Origin of the sequence: Nonlabens ponticola, from assembly GCF_003966335.1 — a bacterium.
Lineage (GTDB): Bacteria > Bacteroidota > Bacteroidia > Flavobacteriales > Flavobacteriaceae > Nonlabens > Nonlabens ponticola.
On the sequence record NZ_CP034549.1, the window covers coordinates 938896 to 957698 of the forward strand.

The following is an 18803-nucleotide window of genomic DNA, read 5'->3' on the forward strand; positions in this document are numbered from 1 at the left end:
TTTCCTAGTAATTTTCATCACTTACCTTTTATGACTTTTCTTTGTGTCATGATACACATTAGGACTGCCGTCAAAGAGGATTTCCCGCGAGTGCTGGAGTTGATCAACGAGCTTGCCATCTTTGAAAAAGAGCCGGATGCCGTTGAGGTAACCATTCAAGAGCTTGAAGAACATGGTCTAGGCGATCATAAGTTGTTTACCTGTTTTGTGGGTGAGTATAACGGTGTAATAGAAGGTATAGCCTTGTGCTACCCACGTTTTTCAACTTGGAAAGGAAAGTCAATTCACCTAGAAGATCTTATCGTGACGCAAGAAATGCGTGGTAAAGGCCTGGGCAAAGCCTTATATGATCAAGTGCTTAAACACGCGCAATCACAAGGCGTGCGACGAGTAGAATGGGTAGTGCTGGATTGGAATCAAAATGCGATCGATTTTTATGAAAATAGTGGTGCGACCATTCTCAAAGGATGGTATCTAGCTCAAATGGATAATGCGGCGCTCGCAAAATATTTAGGAGAATGAGAATTTACAAATTTGGTGGAGCATCAGTCAAAGATGCCGCTGGCGTGCGCAATGTCAAGAGAGTGTTGCACACCATGGGAACTGATGATTTGGGTATCGTGATTTCGGCAATGGGCAAGACAACTAATGCCCTTGAAGAAATTATCGCTAGATATCAAAATAATGATCCTAGCTACTTGAAACTTATTGATCTACTGCACGACCAGCATGTTCAAATCATTGAGGATTTGCAAGAGGTCACAGATGAGGTTGATGAAGGTTGTGTGTTACGCTTTCGCGAAAGCGGAATAAACAAAACCCTTAAAGCCATCATAGAATCCTTAAAGGGAGAAATGTTGCGCAATCAAAGCAAGAATTACAGTTTCCTGTATGATCAAGTCGTGAGTCATGGAGAGCTTATGTCTACACGCATAGTTGCCACGTTTCTCAATGCTTGCGATATTCCTATCGACTGGAAGGACGCGCGACAGCTCATAAAAACTGATCATAAGTATCGTGATGCAACCGTCGATTGGGATCAAACGACCGCCGCGATCAAGGATGCTTGCAAAGAGAAATTATTTGTGACTCAAGGATTTATAGGTAGCGATGATAACGGTTTTACTACCACGCTGGGTCGTGAAGGTAGTGATTACACGGCAGCGATTTTTGCCTACAGTTTGCAGGCAAGCGAGGTTACCATCTGGAAGGATGTTCCCGGCGTTCTCAACGCAGATCCACGTGTGTTTGACGATACTGTTCTATTAGAGAAAATACCTTACAACGAGGCGATTGAGCTAGCTTTTTATGGAGCCAGTGTTATTCACCCAAAAACGCTGCAACCACTGCAACGCAAGGGCATACCACTTAACGTGAAGTCGTTTTTGAATCCGCTGGAGCCTGGTAGCACCATTACTTCCAGTAAATCGTTGGTTCCTAAAACACCTTGTTTTATTGTACGTAAAAACATGGTCTATCTCACGATCTCGTCACGAGACTTTAGCTTTATAGGTGAACGCAGTATTAGTGATATTTTTCATGAATTAAGCGAGAACAAAATGCAAGTAGGATTACTACAAAATAGCGCAATTAGTTTCTCTTTATGTATCGAGGATAAGTACGCGCGTATAGAAAAGTTGCTTGCTGGACTCAAGGAAAAGTTCAAGGTGTCCCATGTAAAAGGTGTTTCACTTTATACGGTGCGGCATTATGAAGGTGACACGATCCCATCGATGGAAGCAGGAAAAAACGTACTCTTAAAACAGCGTACACAGGAAACGCTTCAACTAGTTACAGCGGTATAGGTAGCCTTGTAAGCATTATATTTGCTGCTTACACCTATTTTATTTTATGAGTCTGGTAAATGCACAAGAGGTAGCAAAAGCCATCAATATTGACAAATACGGATTGCTAGGCAAGCTAGGAGGCTGGTCTATAATGAAGTTGTTGCGCATATCACGACTCAACAAGATATACGATAGGAATAAGCACAAAGAAGGCACTGAATTTCTTGATGCGATTCTCGATGATCTCAACGTAAAGTTTGAAATACCAGAAGAAGACCTGCGACGTATTCCTAAAACGGGTGGTTTTATCACTATATCCAATCATCCACTAGGCGGCGTTGATGGTATATTATTGTTGAAACTATTACTGGATCGACGGCCAGATTTCAAGATCATCGCCAACTTTTTATTGCATCGCATTGAGCCGCTCAAGCCATTTATCATGCCGGTCAATCCGTTTGAGGATCATAAGGAAGCACAGTCTAGTGCCACAGGATTTATAAAGGCCATTAGGCATTTAAAGAACGATTTACCATTGGGGATCTTTCCTGCTGGCGAGGTTTCTACCTATCGTGATGGTAAATTAATTGTAGATCGCGCCTGGGAACCAGCTGCGATGAAACTTATACAAAGGGCTGAGGTTCCTGTCATACCTATCTACTTTCATGCAAAGAACAGCCGACTGTTTTATGGATTAGCCAAGCTGTCAGACACGTTGAGAACGGCAAAATTGCCATCAGAATTACTTACTCAAAAAAAGCGCACCATCATTGTGCGCATAGGTAATGCCGTACCGGTTGCAGCTCAAAAAGAGCATGAAGACCTTAAGGACTTTACAGACTTTTTAAGGCGCAAAACCTATTTACTTTCTAAGGCCTATGACAAGGAAGTTACCAAACTGCGCGATCTGCCTAAAAATATCAAACTGCCCAAATCACCACCAGAAAAGATTATTCAAGGCAGTGACGGCAATGCGCTGGCTGTTGAGGTAGAAAACTTAAGACAAGACGATAAGCGACTGCTTATATCAAAGAATTATGAGGTGTTCCTTACTAAGGCTAATGCGATTCCTAACATATTGCGGGAAATAGGCCGATTGCGGGAAATCACCTTTAGAGAAATAGGAGAAGGCACCAACAAGTCCATCGATCTGGACAAATATGATGACTTCTATCACCAGATGTTTTTATGGGACAAGGATGCTCAATGTATTGCAGGCGCTTATCGCATGGGAATGGGTCAGCATATTTATGAAGAGTACGGCATTAATGGATTCTATCTTAACGAACTTTTTAATATCGACGTTGATGCCCATAAAATGATGTCGCAATCCATAGAAATGGGTCGCGCTTTTATCATTCCAGATTATCAACAAAAACCAATGCCGTTATTCCTATTGTGGAAAGGCATCGTGCACTGTACGTTGAGATTTCCTGAGCACAAGTACCTAATAGGTGGCGTGAGCATTAGTAATAAGTTCTCTAACTTTTCAAAATCTATCATGATTGAGTTCATGAAGAGTAATTATTACGATCCTTATCTGGCGCAGTTTATAAAGCCTAAAAAAGAGTTTAAAGTCAAACTGCAGGATGCAGATAAGGACTTCATTTTTGACAGTTCACAGGCAGATCTCAACAAATTTGATCGCTTGATAGATGAACTGGAGCCCAACGAGCTGCGACTACCGGTATTGATCAAGAAATACGTGAAACAGAATGCACGCGTGATTGCATTTAACGTGGACCCATTGTTCAACAATGCTATTGATGGTTTGATGTACATACGCATTGCCGATCTACCAGAAAGTACGGTGAAACCGGTCATGGAAGAGTTTCAAGCCGAAATGGAAGCCAAGTATTTCAATACTAAAAATGAGGAGTAGCAAACACAAATCCTGGTTGTTGTTTCTGTTTATTTTAGGTTCCGCTTTCGCGAAAGCACAATCTACAACCACCACTATCACAGGAAAGATCATCGATGAGATTACCAGCGAGCCATTAATGGGTGTTGCAGTTTATATTTCAGGAACCTCGATAGGTGTTGTTTCTGGACCAGATGGTGATTTTTCTATTGAATATTCTCAAGAGTATAATTCACCACTAGTTTTTAGTTTTTTAGGATATGAAAAAAAGCAACTTGCAGATCCGGTAAGCTTTGACACGTCAATTATCAAACTATCCATGCAAGAAAATGATCTGGAAGCTGTGGTCATCAATCCAGATCCATGGGATCGCACCACCAAAGAACGTTTATTTAGAGAAACCTTTATTGGTTTAAATAGCCTTGAACATACTAAGATTCTTAACATGAGTCAAGTGCGATTGAGGTTCAATCCAGAGACTAAACAACTAACGGCATGGAGCAACAATCCTATCAGGATTTACAATGAACAATTAGGATACCTGATTGATTACGATTTGGTAGAATTTGAGCTCAACTTTAGAAAAATACCTTCTGACAGTCAAATCCAGCGCTCCTATGATGTTGAACATGCCTATAGGAATTATGTTCAAACTTCCTCATATCGCGCGGGTTCATCATTCTATCAAGACGCGCACGACGTCGATATTACAAAAAGAAAATGGCGTAGGAGACGCAATAAGGCCTTCAGGCAATCATCGCTCAATTTATTTAGGGTGATATCACGAGAGACATGGGAAGAAAGCAAGTTTAAATTGTTCTCCAAAGGTTTTAAAGTAGATCCTGAAAAACATATTAGATCAAAAAAGATTGTGGATGGATATCAGGTAGCTTTTAGAAATAAGCGATATTCCGTCAAGGATAGGTCTGGACATCAAACTGATTTTTCACTATCAACCAATTATCTATACATAGATGATTACGGCAATAATTTGACCTCTAGAGAAATTAGGCTTAGTGGATATATTGCAAAATTAGGAGTAGGCGGCATGATGCCACTTGACTATGAGGTGATAGAAAAATAGTAGAAGCAATAGCCTAGAACCAAGGCTTGCGACCTACTTGATACATTTGGTAAAACTCCTCATCAGACTTTGTGAGATAGATGATACCTTCTATAAAGCCTATGATAACTGGGATATAGATGGTAAATGCTCCTATGACAACGCAAATTAGCACTAACGATAGCAGCGTGGTACCCAACAAAATCAAACCTTCTTGAGTATAACCCAAAACAAACTTGTGAATTCCCAAACCGCCGAAGAAAATCCCCATCAAACCAGCAATCAACTTCTTGTTGTTTTGACCATGCACTAGATCGTCCAGTCCGTCTTTAAACTCATTTGCAGATTGCTTGAAACCTTCTCTGGTACTGTCAAATCTAGAATCATCGTTGGGTCTATTGGTATCACTCATGGTTGTTAGTTTAGAGTTTTAAACATACTATTTTTTTATAAAATAGATTCATCTGCTGGCTGCCAAAGTTCTATCCTGCGTCCATCAATATCTACAACCCAGGCAAAGGATCCGTACTCATAATGCTCTATTGGTTTGATGGATTCAATATCAGCGGCTGCCAGTCTCTGCATAAGAGCGTCAAGATCATCCACACGATAATTGACCATGAATTGTTGATCTCGTTCACCTAGATAATCGGTCTTTTGTTTAAATGGACTCCATGCGGTTGTTTGATTTTCTGCGGCTTTAAAGGTTGCTCCATAATCGCCAGCATCGATGCCCAGATGTTTTTTATACCATGCCTTGGTAGCTTCAACATCTGCACATTTGAAGAAAACGCCTCCTATTCCTGTGACTTTTCCTTTCATGATTCTAGGTCCTTTATCATTTTGTTAGCGATTACCTGTGCAAGCAGCTTTTTTGATTCAACGGTCCATCCAGCAACATGCGGCGATAATATGACTTGATCCATGGCAAGCAGTTTCTTGAAATCTTCAGGCATTTGATGCTCATCAAACATATTTTCAAAAGAGCTTTTTTCATATTCCAGCACGTCCAGACCTGCACCTAGGATCTTACCATTCTCTAACGCGGCAACCAAGTCGGCGGTCACGACAGATTTACCACGAGCGGTATTGATGAGGTGAAAAGGTTTTGCAAAAGCGTTGATGAAGTCTGCATCCACCATGTTTGTGGTAAGCTGGGTTTGCGGTGTGTGTAGGCTCAGTACATCGGCGTCTTGTTGCAGATGTGCTAGCGAGACTTGTTGTGCGTTTTCATCACCTACATTGTCTTTGATATCATAACATAGTACCTCACAATCAAACCCACGCAATTTTCTTGCAAAAGCTTTACCCATGTTGCCATAACCTATCAATCCTACCGTGCGACCATCGAGTTCAATACCACGATTACCTTCTCGATCCCAGATGCCAGAACGCACCTCACGATCTGCCTTATTCAATTTGTTGAACAAGGCTAGCAACATGGCTAGCGCATGCTCGCCTACGGCATTTCTATTTCCTTCTGGTGCGTTGAAACAGGCGATTCCTAATTTTTCAGCAACGGCGAGATCTATATTTTCTAGTCCAGCGCCTACACGTCCTATACATTTGAGATTTGTAGCGTGCGACAAAAACGCTGCGTCGATAGGGAATCTACTGCGCACGACCAGCGCGTCATAATTGGATAATACTTGCTGTATTTGTTCCTTATTACTGGTGAAATCAAAATGATTTTCATGACCAGCATCTTCCAGCATTTGAGCCAGAATTTCATGATTACTATCTAGGTGTAAGATCTTCATAGCTGCGTCTAATGGTAATCGATTTTGTCGAGTTCCTGCTCATAATCGTACTGTAAGTCCTCATGTAAGGTCGAGATACGCACCTTAATAAGGACGATTTGCCGCTGCACAATATCCCTTACAATTTTAAGGCGCAGTAAAGATGGATGCGTCTCTTGCAGACTGTAGCAAAAATGAATCAACAGGCTTACCTCTGTCTCCTTGCTGCCTGAATAGCGCACATATTTTTTGGTTTCCTTGAGTATGCGACGCACTGCTTTTTTTGCATAATAACCATTGCTGGTGTTGATGGCGAGTAGCTTCTCGTCAATTAATTTCTTGACATTCTCAATATATTCTTCCTCATGGTGCGCTTCAAAAAGCAGGTAACTCAGCAGCTCCTTATTCTCCTTTTTGAATCTTGATAGCCGTAAAATGATCGCACGCAACTCATCATCTGTGCGATACTTGAGTTCATCGCGCACCTCTTTGGCCGTGGCAGTTTTCATGTTGTGAAGATAGTGGGAATTACGCTTTCGCGAAAGCTAACAAACCCACCAACTAGATACCAATGATGGCCTTTGCAAGTAGGAAATAAATAAGAATACCAAAGATGTCGTTGCTGGTCGTGATAAAAGGACCTGTCGCGAGTGCAGGATCGATACCGCGCTTATGTAAAAAGAGCGGAACAAAAGTCCCGATAAGGCCAGCGACAATAATAACACAAAACAGTGAGGTAGAAATAGCGATGGATGTAAGGATCTCGCCTTGAGCAAAATAGGTGTAAACCAGTAGCAGTAAGGCCAAAATCACACCGTTGAGCATGGCAAGCAAGACTTCTTTAAGTAAACGGCTAGAAATGCTGCCGCGCAAATCATCATTTGCAATACCTTGAACGATGATTGCACTGGATTGAACGCCCACATTTCCTGCCATCGCGGCGATGAGTGGTGTAAATAAAAACAGCACGGCATACTCTTCAAACAAGGACTCAAACTGGCCCATAATCGCAGCAGCACCTATACCACCGACTAGTCCTAGAACAAGCCAAGGCAATCGCGCTCGTGTCAAATCGAGAATACTGTCATTTGCCTCGACATCCTGCGAGATACCCGATGCGAGTTGGTAGTCCTTTTCAGCTTCTTCAGTAATAAAATCTACTATATCGTCAATGGTAATACGGCCTACAAGTCTGTCTAGCTCATCTACCACGGGTATGGCTTCCAGGTCATATTTACGCATAACGCGAGCAACCTCTTCGCCAGATGTGTTGACATTGACGTAATCCACTTTGGGAATATATACATCCTTGATAGGTGTGGTCTCAGCACTTGTGAGTAAGTCCTTGAGAGAGAGACGACCTTTTAGTTTTTGTTGATTGTCCACCACATAAATGGAATGGACTCTGGTAACGTTTTCCGCCTGTGCGCGCATCTCGCTTACACAACCGGTAACGGTCCAGTTTTCATTCACCTTTACCAATTCTTTTGCCATCAGTCCACCAGCGCTATTTTCATCATAGCGCAATAGATCTACTATGTCTTCTGCATGTTGCTCGTCACCCATATTTGAGATGACTTCTTGAGCGAGAATATCTGGCAGCTCGTTTAGGATATCGGCGGCATCATCGGTATCCATTTCTTCTAGCTCGTCGGCAATTTCCTTAGGTGATAACTCATTGAGAATACGGTCTCGTTGGTCTTCATCAAGTTCCATGAGAGCCTCAGACGTGGTCTCGCTATCCAGCAACTTGATGATGAAAATTGCTCGCTCTAGATTGAGATCGTCAATGATCTCAGCAATGTCAGCAAAGTGCAAATCCTCTAATATCGCCTTGACGCGAGCGCTATCACCTTGATCGATGAGTTGTTCAAGGTCTGTGATAAAGTCTGGTGTTACTTGAAATTGCATGGGCGTGAGGTACTAGCTCACAAATATAACTTTTGACCTGCGATTAAGAACATAAAATGCTGGACAGGATGAGCATTGTACCATTTTGTCCAGCATTATCTAAAATCAAACTGTCTGCGAGTCGCTCTTTAAGACTTATAAATTGCGCCAGCAGCTATTTCACGATGAGCATCGAGATCTGCCTGGACGCTGTCAATTTTCATTTGTATGGTGACTAGTGCTGTTTTACCTAATGGCAATCGTAGTGATGGGTTATCTGAATTAACCAAATTTATTATAGCAAGCGCGGCTTTATTAGGATCGCCTTCTTGCTTACCATCAACACCTTTGAGTTTGTTTCTAAATGCTCCAGCGGTATCGTTATAATCTTCAATAACCTTGTCGGCCTCCATAAGATTGCTGCTAGCAAATCGTGTACGGAATGGTCCTGGCTCGACCATAGTTAACTTAATACCCAGTGGTGCAATTTCTTGCGCCAGCGCTTCACTAAAACCTTCTAATGCAAACTTACTGGCATTATAAATTCCAAAACCTGCAAAGGCCTTCAAACCGCCATGCGATGAGATTTGAATAATGTGTCCCGATTTTCTATCACGCATGTATGGCAATACAGCATTTGTGAGATTGAGTACGCTGTAAAAATTAGTTTCAAATACTTTTCTCGTTTCAGCGATCGAGGTTTCTTCAACTGCGCCAATAATTCCGATTCCAGCGTTGTTAACCAGCACATCAATGTTTCCAAACTGCTCGATGATATTCTTAACGGCTGGTGCTATTTCATTTTCCTGGGTGACGTCAAGGGTGATGGCATGACCTTTATCTTCATATTTTTTATTGAAGGCTGAGGTCTGCGATTCCTTTCTAAAAGTACCTACTACAAAATCTCCAGCGTTCATAACCTGTGTGGCAAGTGCTTCACCCAATCCACTCGATATACCTGTGATAAACCAAATTTTCTTTTCCATGTTTCTATTTTAATGAGTTAATAATATCAGTTGCTTCTACACGATTGCGGTAATCGCCTCCAGTTGATGCTGCAAAGGTTACTTTATGATCCTGATCAATAATAAAAACTGCTGGCACTGGAATCTCACGTGAGTCATCTGCATAATGGCTGTCAAAGTCAAATCCCAAATTTGTCATGGTATCTATTGGTTGATCAGCGTTTTTAAATACCTGGGTAAAATTTCTAGCAACCATATTACCATTGTCACTCAATACATGAAAATCTAGCTCGTTCTTTTCCTTTATGTTCATCGACTCATCTGGTGTTTGTGGAGAAACAGCTACAAGCTGTGCATTATGCTTGGTAAAATTATCCATGTGTTGCCTATAGTGAGATAACTGTAGATTGCAGTAAGGGCACCACGTGCCTCGATAAAAAACCAGGATCACACGACTTTCTTCCAGCAGGTCGTACAAACGCACCGTTTCATTTGCAGCGTTTGATAGTGAAAAGTCAGGAGCTGTATCTCCTGTTTGCAATTTTAAAATGGATTGTTGTGATGCTTGCAATTGGCTCGCATCGTTGTCAAATACCTCAAGTGCGTCAGCCGGTAGCATCTGTGTGAGGTTACCGCGCAAGGTTTTCAAGTCTTCTTTGTAAGAGTTGTGTGTATCGCTCATAATTATAGATTTTTAAACGATACAAATATGCAGGCTGTGCGCAGCCTATAAAATGAACTATACCAGTAAATTGAATTGAACTAGTTCAAGATTCTTGAGCAACGCGCTTGCGTATTTTACTCAAAAACTCAGCTGTCATGCCTAGGTAGGATGCAAGCATATATTGCGGCACGCGCTGGACAATATTGGGGTAGAGTTTTAGAAATTCAAGATAGCGTTCTTGTGCAGTATTATTAAGATTTGACAATACACGGCGCTGGGAATAGGCAAATGACTTTTGGGCAACAAGTCTAAAGAATCGCTCAAATTTATGGTTGCTGGCACACAATTGTTCTGTGTCCTCATAGGATATTTGATGTACAATACAGTCTTCTAGTGCCTCTACAAATAGAGATGCTGGTTCTTGATTTACATAACTATTAAAGTCGCTGATAAACCAGTCTTCTACAGCAAATTGGATGGTGTGTTCCATACCTGCATCGCTTATGAAATAACTGCGCAACGCACCTTTTTTCACATAAGTTTGATGATGACAAACAAAATTGGGCTGCACGATAAACTGCCTTTTTTTTACTCTTGTCGTGCGCAGTAAGCCAGTGAATTCACGCTCATCTCGCTCATCGAGATCAACATACCTTTTGATATTGTTTAATATGTTTTGATAGTCTTGCAAGATAAATCACTGGCTTTTTTCAATTTCCTCAATTTCAGTCGTCAACTTCACAAACTCATCTACTGATATCTGTTCAGGTCGCAGGCTAAATATTTCTTGCTCACGCATCTCGTCTGGCAAATTCATGGATTTGAGCGAATTGCGTAGCGTTTTGCGACGTTGCTGGAATGCCAGTTTTACCACCTGTCGCAGCTTGTCATAAGAGCAGGATAGCTGGTCGTGATTTTGTTTTCGCGTAAGCAATAAAACTCCACTATGCACTCTTGGTGGTGGATCAAAAACCTCTGGGCCAACGGTAAATAGATAATCGGCATCATAATATGCTTGCGTCAAGACAGAAAGAATACCATATGTCTTGGAGCCGTGATCTGCACAAATGCGTTGTGCCACTTCCTTCTGGAACATACCGCCAAATTCTGGAATCTGTTCTCTATTCTCAATGGTCTTAAAAACAATTTGTGTACTGATGTTGTAGGGAAAGTTACCAACGATGGCAAAAGGCTCATCGCCAAAAATCTGGCTCAAATCCTGCTTTAAAAAGTCGGCTTCCAGCACTTCAAAGGTGGCTGGCGAAACGATTTTTTGATGCTCTATAGGAAAGGAGTGTTTCAAGTAAACCACGGACTCACTATCCAGTTCCATCGCGGTGACCTTGATGCCTTTTCTTATCACATGCTTAGTCAACACACCAGTTCCTGGACCTATTTCTAGAACCTGGTCATAGCCATTGTAGGTTAAGCAATCTGCAATGCGCACAGCAATGCTCTCATCCTTAAGAAAATGCTGTCCTAGGTGCTTTTTGGCAGTGACGCCTTTGTCTTGCGAGGTGTATTTTTTGAACTGTTTTTTAGCCAAGGCTTGAAGTTTTCTAGTGGGAAAAACTATAAGGTAATGATTAAATCGCTATAGCAAGAGCAATCGCTAATTCATATTCCCATGAACGCGATACTCGTCGATCATTTCCAACTCGGTTCTAAAGGATAGCACTCGATCGCCAAAACGTCCAGCGGCAATCTGTCGCATCCTGGCATCATGCTTCTCATAAAATAATTCCAACGCCTCGCGACTGGTAGACTTATACTGGATCGAAAAAGTGCTGCTGTCATCTTCTTCTTCAACCAGAACTCTCGTGAGCCTGGCATCCATAAAAAGACCTGTTCCCAATACTTGTGCGATATGTTCTCGCACCCATTCCAGCCATTCATTTTCTAGTGACTTATGCATGTTGCTCGTCACGTTATATATAATCATACTTATGTCTCGTTTGTTTCAAAATCACCTCGCAGCTTGCGATATCGACGTCTTGCATCGATAAAGAAGATGCTATCTGCATGATTATAGATGATTTTCTCATATAATTCCTGCGCTTTTTCTGGCATTATTAATTTGCTCTCAAACAGCAACGCCAGCTCGTATAAAGCATCGTCTGCTAGGATGCCGTCGCCATAAAATTCTATGAGTTTTTCATAGTTTTTTCTCGCCAACTCATTCTCGCCCTGCAATTCAAATAACTGCGCTTGCCTTAATAGGGCTTCATCCTCGATGGGATCGCCTTTGTGGTCTTGCAGTAAACTCGAGTACATGGATAAGGCTTGCTCGTTTTTGTTTTGGTATTGTTTTAGTTCCGCTTTCGCGAAAGCTGACAACGCAACATAGGTCGTGTCATGCATCGAGTGATCACTTATGGTCAAGCTCAACTGCATGGCGTCATTGGCAATCAATTTACTGGCAGCATTACGCAAAACCTTGAGTTGGGTAAGGCTCCATTTAAAGTCGCCCTGATAATAGCTGGTGCGCGCTACCTTAAATTGTGATTCTTGAGCGAGATCAGAGTTGGGTAAATCGTTTGGTATCTGGCTGTACAGTATCAGTGCGCGATTAAACTGTTCTTTGAGCACGAGAATATCTGCCAGCAGCATCTTGACATTGGCTTTTTGAAACTTGCCCTGAGGCTGGTTTTTAAGATCAGTCAATAAATCAATCGCTCTATCTGGCTGGTCTGCCTTAAACGCTAGGAATCTGGCATAGGCCTGTTGTAAACTGAAGGACCGCGCATCTCGACCATAGAGATCTAGTAGCGACTGATAGTCTGCATCAATTTGTGCGTACTCGTCAACGGTTGCTTGATCGGTGCGTATTTGTAAGATGAGTACCTGGGCGACATACTTGATTTGGGCAACCTGGGTTTCCTCGACGACATAGTTCAAGATGTTGCTAGCTGCGTCATAGTCTTTATTGCGATAGGCATCGACCGCAAGATTTTGCAAACGCTGGATGCTTTCCTTATCACGATTGTATAGTGCTTTTTCCTGTACAAAAGCCGCATTGTAATCCTTTTGCTGGACAAAAAGCCAACTCAATAATTCATTGTAGATAGCTCGTGGTTGTTGGCGAACTCTGGTAAGCAGCACTTTTCTTAGCTCTTTATTACTAGTATTGGCAGCATCATCGGTGATATAAATCGAAAAAGTGGCTTGTGCTCGTGGCAGGTAGCCTTCATTTTTCTCGATAAGGTCCACGTAACTAGCAAACATCTTGTCCAGCTTACCTTGCTCGCCATACAATCTCGCCACTTGAAAGCTGTAATTGTACTTCTCGTTTGCCGCCATGGCACGCTCATAGGATTCAATGGCTTGAGGTAGCAGGCTGCGCTTCTCGAACTCTTTGGCGATCATCATACCTGTATTGGGCAGGCTATCAACGCTTTCAAGTGTCTCATTGTAATAGGCAGCGGCAAGTGTGTCCTGACCTTGCAAGGTCAAATTATAACCACGCAATAAAGGGAAAATCGTTTTTGCACGCACAAATTTTTCACCTGCATCCAGTAAACTATCAACAATCGTGTAGTTCTCGAGTTGCTGTTGCATCTCGACCATGCGTTTCAAGAAGTTGATGTTTCTCTTATTCTTTTGGTACGCCTTGCTGTAAATAGCATAGGCTTTGTCGTATTCACCTTGATCTGCATAGTTTTCTGCCAGCTGCAAGTTTTGCCCTGCGAGTGTGTAGCTGGTTGCCAGAAATAATACGATCAACAAGTACTTCATGTATGCTAGTCTATTTTATCAAAGCCGCAATATGGTTTTAGAACCTCAGGAATGTGAATGGAGTTCTCATCCTGATAGTTTTCTAGTATCGCTGCGAGTATGCGAGGTAACGCCAATGCACTACCGTTGAGCGTATGAGCTAATTCTGTGCCATTATCACCATTCCTATAACGCAGCTTGAGCCTGTTTGCTTGGAACGTTTTAAAATTAGAAACGCTACTCACTTCCAGCCATTTTTCTTGTGCTGCGCTGTAAACCTCAAAGTCATAGGTTAGAGTAGAAGTAAAGCCCAAATCGCCACCGCATAATCTCAATATGCGATAGGGCAATTTTAATTCTTCCAAAATTCCCTTGACGTGTACAACCATTGCATCAAGAGCACCATCACTTTTATCCGGATGCTCGATACGCAGTATTTCTACTTTGTCAAATTGGTGTAGCCTATTAAGTCCGCGTACATCGCTACCATAACTACCAGCCTCACGACGGAAACATGGTGTGTAACCTGTCATCGCGATAGGCAGTGCTTTTTCTTCTAGCAAATCGCCACGATATAAGTTGGTGATAGGAACTTCGGCAGTTGGAATCAAGTATAGATCCTCATTGCCTATGTGATACATCTGACCTTCTTTATCTGGTAGTTGACCAGTACCGTAACCACTCGCTTCATTCACCACATGAGGAACCTGCATTTCTTTATAACCAGCGCGAGTATTATAATCTAAAAAATAGTTGATCAAAGCTCGCTGCAATCGTGCACCTTTATCCTTGTAAACAGGAAATCCAGCACCTGTGATTTTATTCCCTAGTTCAAAATCAATGATGTCATACTTTTTTGCTAGTTCCCAATGTGGCAGTGCATTATCATCCAACGATGGTTTTTCACCATGCTCAGAGACGACCTCATTATCTTCATCGCTGTTACCAGCCGGCACCGATTCCTGCGGTATGTTAGGAATGGTAAAAAGAACGTCCTGCAATCTTGAACTTGCCTCGTTGAGCTGGTCGCTTAGGTCTTTTGATTTTGCCTTGAGCGCACCTGTAGTTTCCTTGAGCGCATTTGCTTCATTTGCTTTACCGCTCTTATAAAGCTCACCTATTTGCTTTGATAATTTATTACTTTCTGCTAGCGTCTCGTCAAGTTGTGCCTGCAAGGATCTTCTATTCTCATCGTGCAACAACGCTTCTTCCAGCATAGGAATAGCATCAATATTTCTTTTGGTAAGAGCTTTTGCAAACTCATCCTTATGCTCGCGTATGGCAGCAATCTGTAACATGTTGTGATAATATTATTGAAAAAGTAAAATTAACGATTAACTGTGTAAACCCGGCTCAAGAGCCGTTCTACTTTTAATCGTCTTCTCGGGTATAACCAGGTGATGGTAAAATCCATTCATGATGGTTCCAGTGACTCCATTCAGTATCTGCAAGATCGATATCAGGATCTGTAAAAGGCACAGGCCTGCGACCGTTGATGCCTACTTTTGCTCTTACATAAACAGCAACGTCTTGACCGTTTTTGGCATATTCTTTTTTGAGCTTTTGGGCAAATTGCCACATAAAATCTGGTTTGCTCTGTACGGCTCGTTTCTGCTTATTTGATAAATAGTCTGATAACCTAATACGTGTACGCTCACCAGAATCCTTATCGACTACCGTGTACGTTGCATATCCAGATCTACTGCGCAACATCATGCGCCAGGATAGTCTGTGACCTTCTTCAGTCCAGAAGACGTCGCCTGGGATGGCCCAATGACGTAGTGGTAAGAGCAACATCACCAATAAAAAAGTGGTCGTTCCAGCAATGATCCAGTTGCGCGTTTTGGGAACGATAATCTCACCAGCGGCATAGAATGTCTTTTTCCATACAAACCACTTATGCACATTCTCAACCGAGAAAAAGAACAGTAAAAATGATAACGCCATGTAAGGAAAGATCCCAATCTTAAAGACAATGCTATTGAATAAATGAAAAAATATGGACGCAATAACAGCTGGCCACCGTGTAGGTTTCCATAAAAGCAAAGGCACTATAAGCAGGTCAAATAGCAATCCAAAATATTTGATCGCTTCATGCGCCCAAGTTTCTTGAAGTAGTGACCATTCCTTGCCACGTATGCTCATCAAGTATCTAGGAAAACTACCATCGATCCAGTCTGGGTAAAACTTTGCTATACTCGCATAGGAGTAAATAATCCAGATAAACGTGATGATAAAAATGTAGATCCATCTAGACATGTGTTCTTTTCTCAGGCCTGGATTGACTCTGGCATCTATCGATGCAGACTTGTGTGCCGGCAGGAATATCATGAGATAATTGAGCAGCATCAATAGGTAGCAGTGGTTGTTGTAACTGGATTTTTGCAACAGGTACACATAAGTCCATGTAATGGCATAATAGGTCATTGCCACCCGATACTTGTAGCCTACCATGACTAGTAATCCAGCAACGCCCATGGTACAATACAGCACATACATCCAATAATCGGGTAGTGGTTCTAGAAAGTCAAAGCCTATGAAAGTAAAGGTGTACTTGGGCTCGATAAAGGCGCGTTTTACCATACCAGTGGCAATGGATCCAAAAGCCTCGCAAGCCAATAGCAGTCCAAAAATGACTCTAAAAGCTACCAGTGCAGAATTATCTACCTGCTTGAACAACCATCTATTGAGCCTGTCTTGCATAGTCTCTCGTTTTACGCTCATCATCTTGCATGGCTTTTTTAAGTTCTTCTAGAGAATTAAACTTTTTCTCATCCCTTATTCGCTGATGAAAGAACAATTCCATTTCTTGACCATAAAGATCCTTATCAAGATCCAGATAAAATGTCTCAATGCTGCGTGAACCATCCGCATCCTTGACGGTAGGATTGCTGCCTATATTGGTCATGCCGTAGACTTTCTTTCCATCAATCTCGCTGCTAGTAATGTAAACGCCATTTTTGGGTAGGATCTTATAATTTTCCTCGACATGCAGGTTTGCCGTTGGGTAATTCATCGTGCGGCCTATTTCCTTACCATGAATGATGGTGCCGCAAATGCTAAAAGACCTGCTCAAATATTGAGTAGCTGTTAGTACGTCACCATTGAGTAATGCATTCCTGATTTTGGTACTGCTTACGGCAACTTCTTCTACTTCTTCTTTTGAGATCTCGACCACCTCAAAACCATATAATTGAGCATCTTCTTTGAGCTGATCGATGCTTGCCGTTCTATTGCGACCATATCTATGATCATAGCCTATCACCACTACGGCGGCTTGCAATTTATCTACTAGAATGTTTTTCACATACTCGTGAGCTGTCGTGCGTGAAAACTCTAACGAAAACGGATGAATTATCATATGCTCAATGCCCATGGCGGCAACAAGTTGTTCGCGCTCTTTTATAGTATTGAGCAACTTGAGATCATGATCTGGTTGTAGCACCATTCTGGGATGAGGGAAAAATGTAAGCAGGACGCTCGCTAGATCTTCCTTTGTAGCACGATTGACCACGCGTTTCAAAATTTGTTGGTGGCCATGATGCACACCATCAAAAGTTCCTATTGTAACGACGGCCTTTGCGCTGGCCTGATATTGATCTATGTGATGATACGTTTTCAAATGACTTTTTCTAGCGACTGCAAATTAAGGGATCGTGGTTAGAATTATGAGGTTTGCTATGGTTCCTTTAAATAGTTATAGGGTGTTTTGAGGATTACGCTTTCGCGAAAGCTAACTCGAGAAAAATAACCTGTAATTTACTTACCATTGAACTGGTTCATAGCGTTTGCAAGACCGCCGTGCGTAAATGCCAGCGCTGCCCGTGCTGCCGTCTCGATACGTTCTGGAAGATCCTTGAGCTCTTCATTAGACCATTCACCTAGCACATAATTTACCTGATTGCCCTTAGAAAACTGGTCAGATATACCAAAACGCAATCGAGGATAATTGGGCGTATTGAGTTGTACCTGTGTGTCCTTGAGTCCATTGTGGCCGCCAGGACTGCCTTTTCCTTTCATGCGTATGGTACCAAATTCTAAGTTCAAATCATCTGTCACCACAAGTAGCTGGTCGATAGAAATATTCTCTTGCTTGAGGTAGTATTTGATCGCTTTACCAGATAAGTTCATGAAGGTATTAGGCTTGAGCAAGGTGATTTTTTTACCCTTGTGTGTGGTTTGTGCAACATCGCCCAACTTAAGCGTTTCAAAGCTCACTTCTTTCATACTAGCCAATTCATCCAGTATCTTGAATCCAATGTTATGTCTGGTGTTCTCGTACTTGCTACCAGGATTACCCAATCCTACTATTAAAAATTTCTTCATAGTATCGTCTGTTGACTCTATTGCTGGAGTGTTACCTAGTAAATTTTTAAGCCATTTAATCATCACCCAAAAATAAAAAAGCCGCTCCACAAAATAGGGAACGGCTTGTATAAATAGTCTGTGGAGTGCTTACTCGTCAGTACCTTCTTTAACAGCTGCGACATCATCTGTCTCAGTTGCTGGTACTTCATCAGCTGGTACTTCATCTTCATCATCTTCTTCATCTGCGATGGCAGTTCTAGAAGTTTTGATCATCACGACAACAACGCTGTCTGGATGCATGATTTCGTACTCGTCTACTCGCAGGTCACGTACATAACGCTTGTTACCTATCTTCATGTCAGAGATATCGATCTGGATATAATCTGGCAAGTTTGCAGGTAACGCCTTGACGCGCAGTTTACGGTTGTTTCTTCTCAATACACCACCATTAAGTACACCACGTGAGGTACCGACAGTGATTACTGGAATCTCCATGGTTACTTTCTTGTCATCAAAAATTTGATAAAAGTCTGCATGTAATAGCAATTCTTTTACTGGGTGCCATTGCATGTCCTGTGCGATAACATTGTATTGACCATCTTTTCCTAGGTCAATTACCACGAGGTGTGCATCTGGAGTGTAGATAAGGTTTTTAAATGCTTTCTCTTCTGCTTGAAAGTGAATGGGCTCGTCTCCTCCGTAGATTACACAAGGTACCAATCCAGCATTACGTAGGGCTTTAGTTGCCTTTTTGCCCACGCTTTCTCTTTTAGATCCTGAGATCGTGATTGATTTCATTTTGGGTTATTTAA

20 protein-coding genes are annotated in these 18803 nt (G+C 42.0%); 4 read left to right on the forward strand and 16 right to left on the reverse strand.

The features are described 5' to 3' along the window. Positions 1 to 48: 48 nt before the first annotated feature. From EJ995_RS04275 to EJ995_RS04290, 4 genes are read left to right on the forward strand one after another with little or no spacing between them, the layout of a single operon-like run. Positions 49 to 522, forward strand: a complete 474-nt coding sequence (locus tag EJ995_RS04275) for a GNAT family N-acetyltransferase (RefSeq protein WP_126445939.1) — start codon at positions 49 to 51, stop codon at positions 520 to 522. Further along, a complete protein-coding gene (locus EJ995_RS04280) occupies positions 519 to 1805 on the forward strand; it encodes an aspartate kinase (protein ID WP_126445941.1) in 1287 nt (428 codons plus the stop codon). Before EJ995_RS04275 ends, EJ995_RS04280 begins: the two co-directional genes overlap by 4 nt. A gap of 46 nt (positions 1806 to 1851) precedes the next feature. Next, a complete protein-coding gene (locus EJ995_RS04285) occupies positions 1852 to 3669 on the forward strand; it encodes a GNAT family N-acyltransferase (RefSeq protein WP_126445943.1) in 1818 nt (605 codons plus the stop codon). Continuing rightward, the gene (locus EJ995_RS04290; RefSeq protein ID WP_126445945.1) at positions 3659 to 4732 is read left to right on the forward strand and encodes a carboxypeptidase-like regulatory domain-containing protein; all 1074 of its coding nucleotides are present in this window, start codon (positions 3659 to 3661) and stop codon (positions 4730 to 4732) included. Before EJ995_RS04285 ends, EJ995_RS04290 begins: the two co-directional genes overlap by 11 nt. Before the next feature lie 13 nt (positions 4733 to 4745). Here the strand turns inward: EJ995_RS04290 and EJ995_RS04295 are convergent, their stop codons facing one another. The 16 genes from EJ995_RS04295 to EJ995_RS04370 all read right to left on the reverse strand — a co-directional run bounded on the left by EJ995_RS04295 (position 4746) and on the right by EJ995_RS04370 (position 18789). Then, complete coding sequence (locus tag EJ995_RS04295) at positions 4746 to 5123, reverse strand: TM2 domain-containing protein (RefSeq protein ID WP_126445947.1); 378 nt, start codon at positions 5121 to 5123, stop codon at positions 4746 to 4748. Positions 5124 to 5158: 35 nt separating this feature from the next. Beyond that, a complete protein-coding gene (locus tag EJ995_RS04300) occupies positions 5159 to 5533 on the reverse strand; it encodes a VOC family protein (RefSeq protein ID WP_126445949.1) in 375 nt (124 codons plus the stop codon). After that, entirely contained in the window at positions 5530 to 6471 is a 942-nt protein-coding gene (locus EJ995_RS04305; RefSeq protein ID WP_126445951.1) for a 2-hydroxyacid dehydrogenase, read from the reverse strand. Before EJ995_RS04305 ends, EJ995_RS04300 begins: the two co-directional genes overlap by 4 nt. 8 nt (positions 6472 to 6479) lie before the next feature. Further along, positions 6480 to 6959 (reverse strand): hypothetical protein, encoded by a 480-nt coding sequence (locus EJ995_RS04310; RefSeq protein ID WP_126445953.1) that lies wholly within the window; start codon positions 6957 to 6959, stop codon positions 6480 to 6482. 52 nt (positions 6960 to 7011) lie between these two features. Continuing rightward, positions 7012 to 8361 (reverse strand): magnesium transporter, encoded by a 1350-nt coding sequence (gene mgtE / locus EJ995_RS04315; protein ID WP_126445955.1) that lies wholly within the window; start codon positions 8359 to 8361, stop codon positions 7012 to 7014. A gap of 128 nt (positions 8362 to 8489) precedes the next feature. Then, entirely contained in the window at positions 8490 to 9326 is an 837-nt protein-coding gene (locus EJ995_RS04320) for an oxidoreductase (RefSeq protein ID WP_126445957.1), read from the reverse strand. A gap of 4 nt (positions 9327 to 9330) precedes the next feature. Continuing rightward, positions 9331 to 9987, reverse strand: a complete 657-nt coding sequence (locus EJ995_RS04325) for a peroxiredoxin family protein (RefSeq protein ID WP_126445959.1) — start codon at positions 9985 to 9987, stop codon at positions 9331 to 9333. A gap of 85 nt (positions 9988 to 10072) precedes the next feature. Then, positions 10073 to 10660 (reverse strand): Crp/Fnr family transcriptional regulator, encoded by a 588-nt coding sequence (locus EJ995_RS04330; RefSeq protein ID WP_126445961.1) that lies wholly within the window; start codon positions 10658 to 10660, stop codon positions 10073 to 10075. A 6-nt stretch (positions 10661 to 10666) separates the two neighbouring features. Then, entirely contained in the window at positions 10667 to 11515 is an 849-nt protein-coding gene (gene rsmA / locus EJ995_RS04335) for a 16S rRNA (adenine(1518)-N(6)/adenine(1519)-N(6))-dimethyltransferase RsmA (protein ID WP_126445963.1), read from the reverse strand. Between the two features lie 66 nt (positions 11516 to 11581). Then, positions 11582 to 11911, reverse strand: a complete 330-nt coding sequence (locus tag EJ995_RS04340; RefSeq protein ID WP_126445965.1) for a DUF4286 family protein — start codon at positions 11909 to 11911, stop codon at positions 11582 to 11584. Positions 11912 to 11913: 2 nt separating this feature from the next. After that, the gene (locus EJ995_RS04345; protein WP_126445967.1) at positions 11914 to 13704 is read right to left on the reverse strand and encodes a tetratricopeptide repeat protein; all 1791 of its coding nucleotides are present in this window, start codon (positions 13702 to 13704) and stop codon (positions 11914 to 11916) included. Between the two features lie 5 nt (positions 13705 to 13709). Continuing rightward, a complete protein-coding gene (serS, locus tag EJ995_RS04350) occupies positions 13710 to 14981 on the reverse strand; it encodes a serine--tRNA ligase (RefSeq protein ID WP_126445969.1) in 1272 nt (423 codons plus the stop codon). A gap of 73 nt (positions 14982 to 15054) precedes the next feature. Next, positions 15055 to 16410 carry an HTTM domain-containing protein gene (locus EJ995_RS04355; RefSeq protein ID WP_241234688.1) on the reverse strand — a complete coding sequence of 452 codons (1356 nt, stop codon included), beginning with the start codon at positions 16408 to 16410 and terminating at the stop codon, positions 15055 to 15057. Continuing rightward, positions 16367 to 17305: a bifunctional riboflavin kinase/FAD synthetase gene (locus tag EJ995_RS04360; RefSeq protein ID WP_126445973.1), complete on the reverse strand. Its 939-nt coding sequence runs from the start codon at positions 17303 to 17305 to the stop codon at positions 16367 to 16369. The genes EJ995_RS04355 and EJ995_RS04360 overlap by 44 nt, the downstream gene beginning before the upstream one ends. 137 nt (positions 17306 to 17442) lie before the next feature. Next, on the reverse strand, positions 17443 to 18072 hold the full coding sequence (gene pth / locus EJ995_RS04365) for an aminoacyl-tRNA hydrolase (protein WP_126445975.1): 630 nt from the start codon (positions 18070 to 18072) through the stop codon (positions 17443 to 17445). Positions 18073 to 18138: 66 nt separating this feature from the next. Continuing rightward, on the reverse strand, positions 18139 to 18789 hold the full coding sequence (locus EJ995_RS04370; protein ID WP_126445977.1) for a 50S ribosomal protein L25/general stress protein Ctc: 651 nt from the start codon (positions 18787 to 18789) through the stop codon (positions 18139 to 18141). Positions 18790 to 18803: the final 14 nt, after the last annotated feature.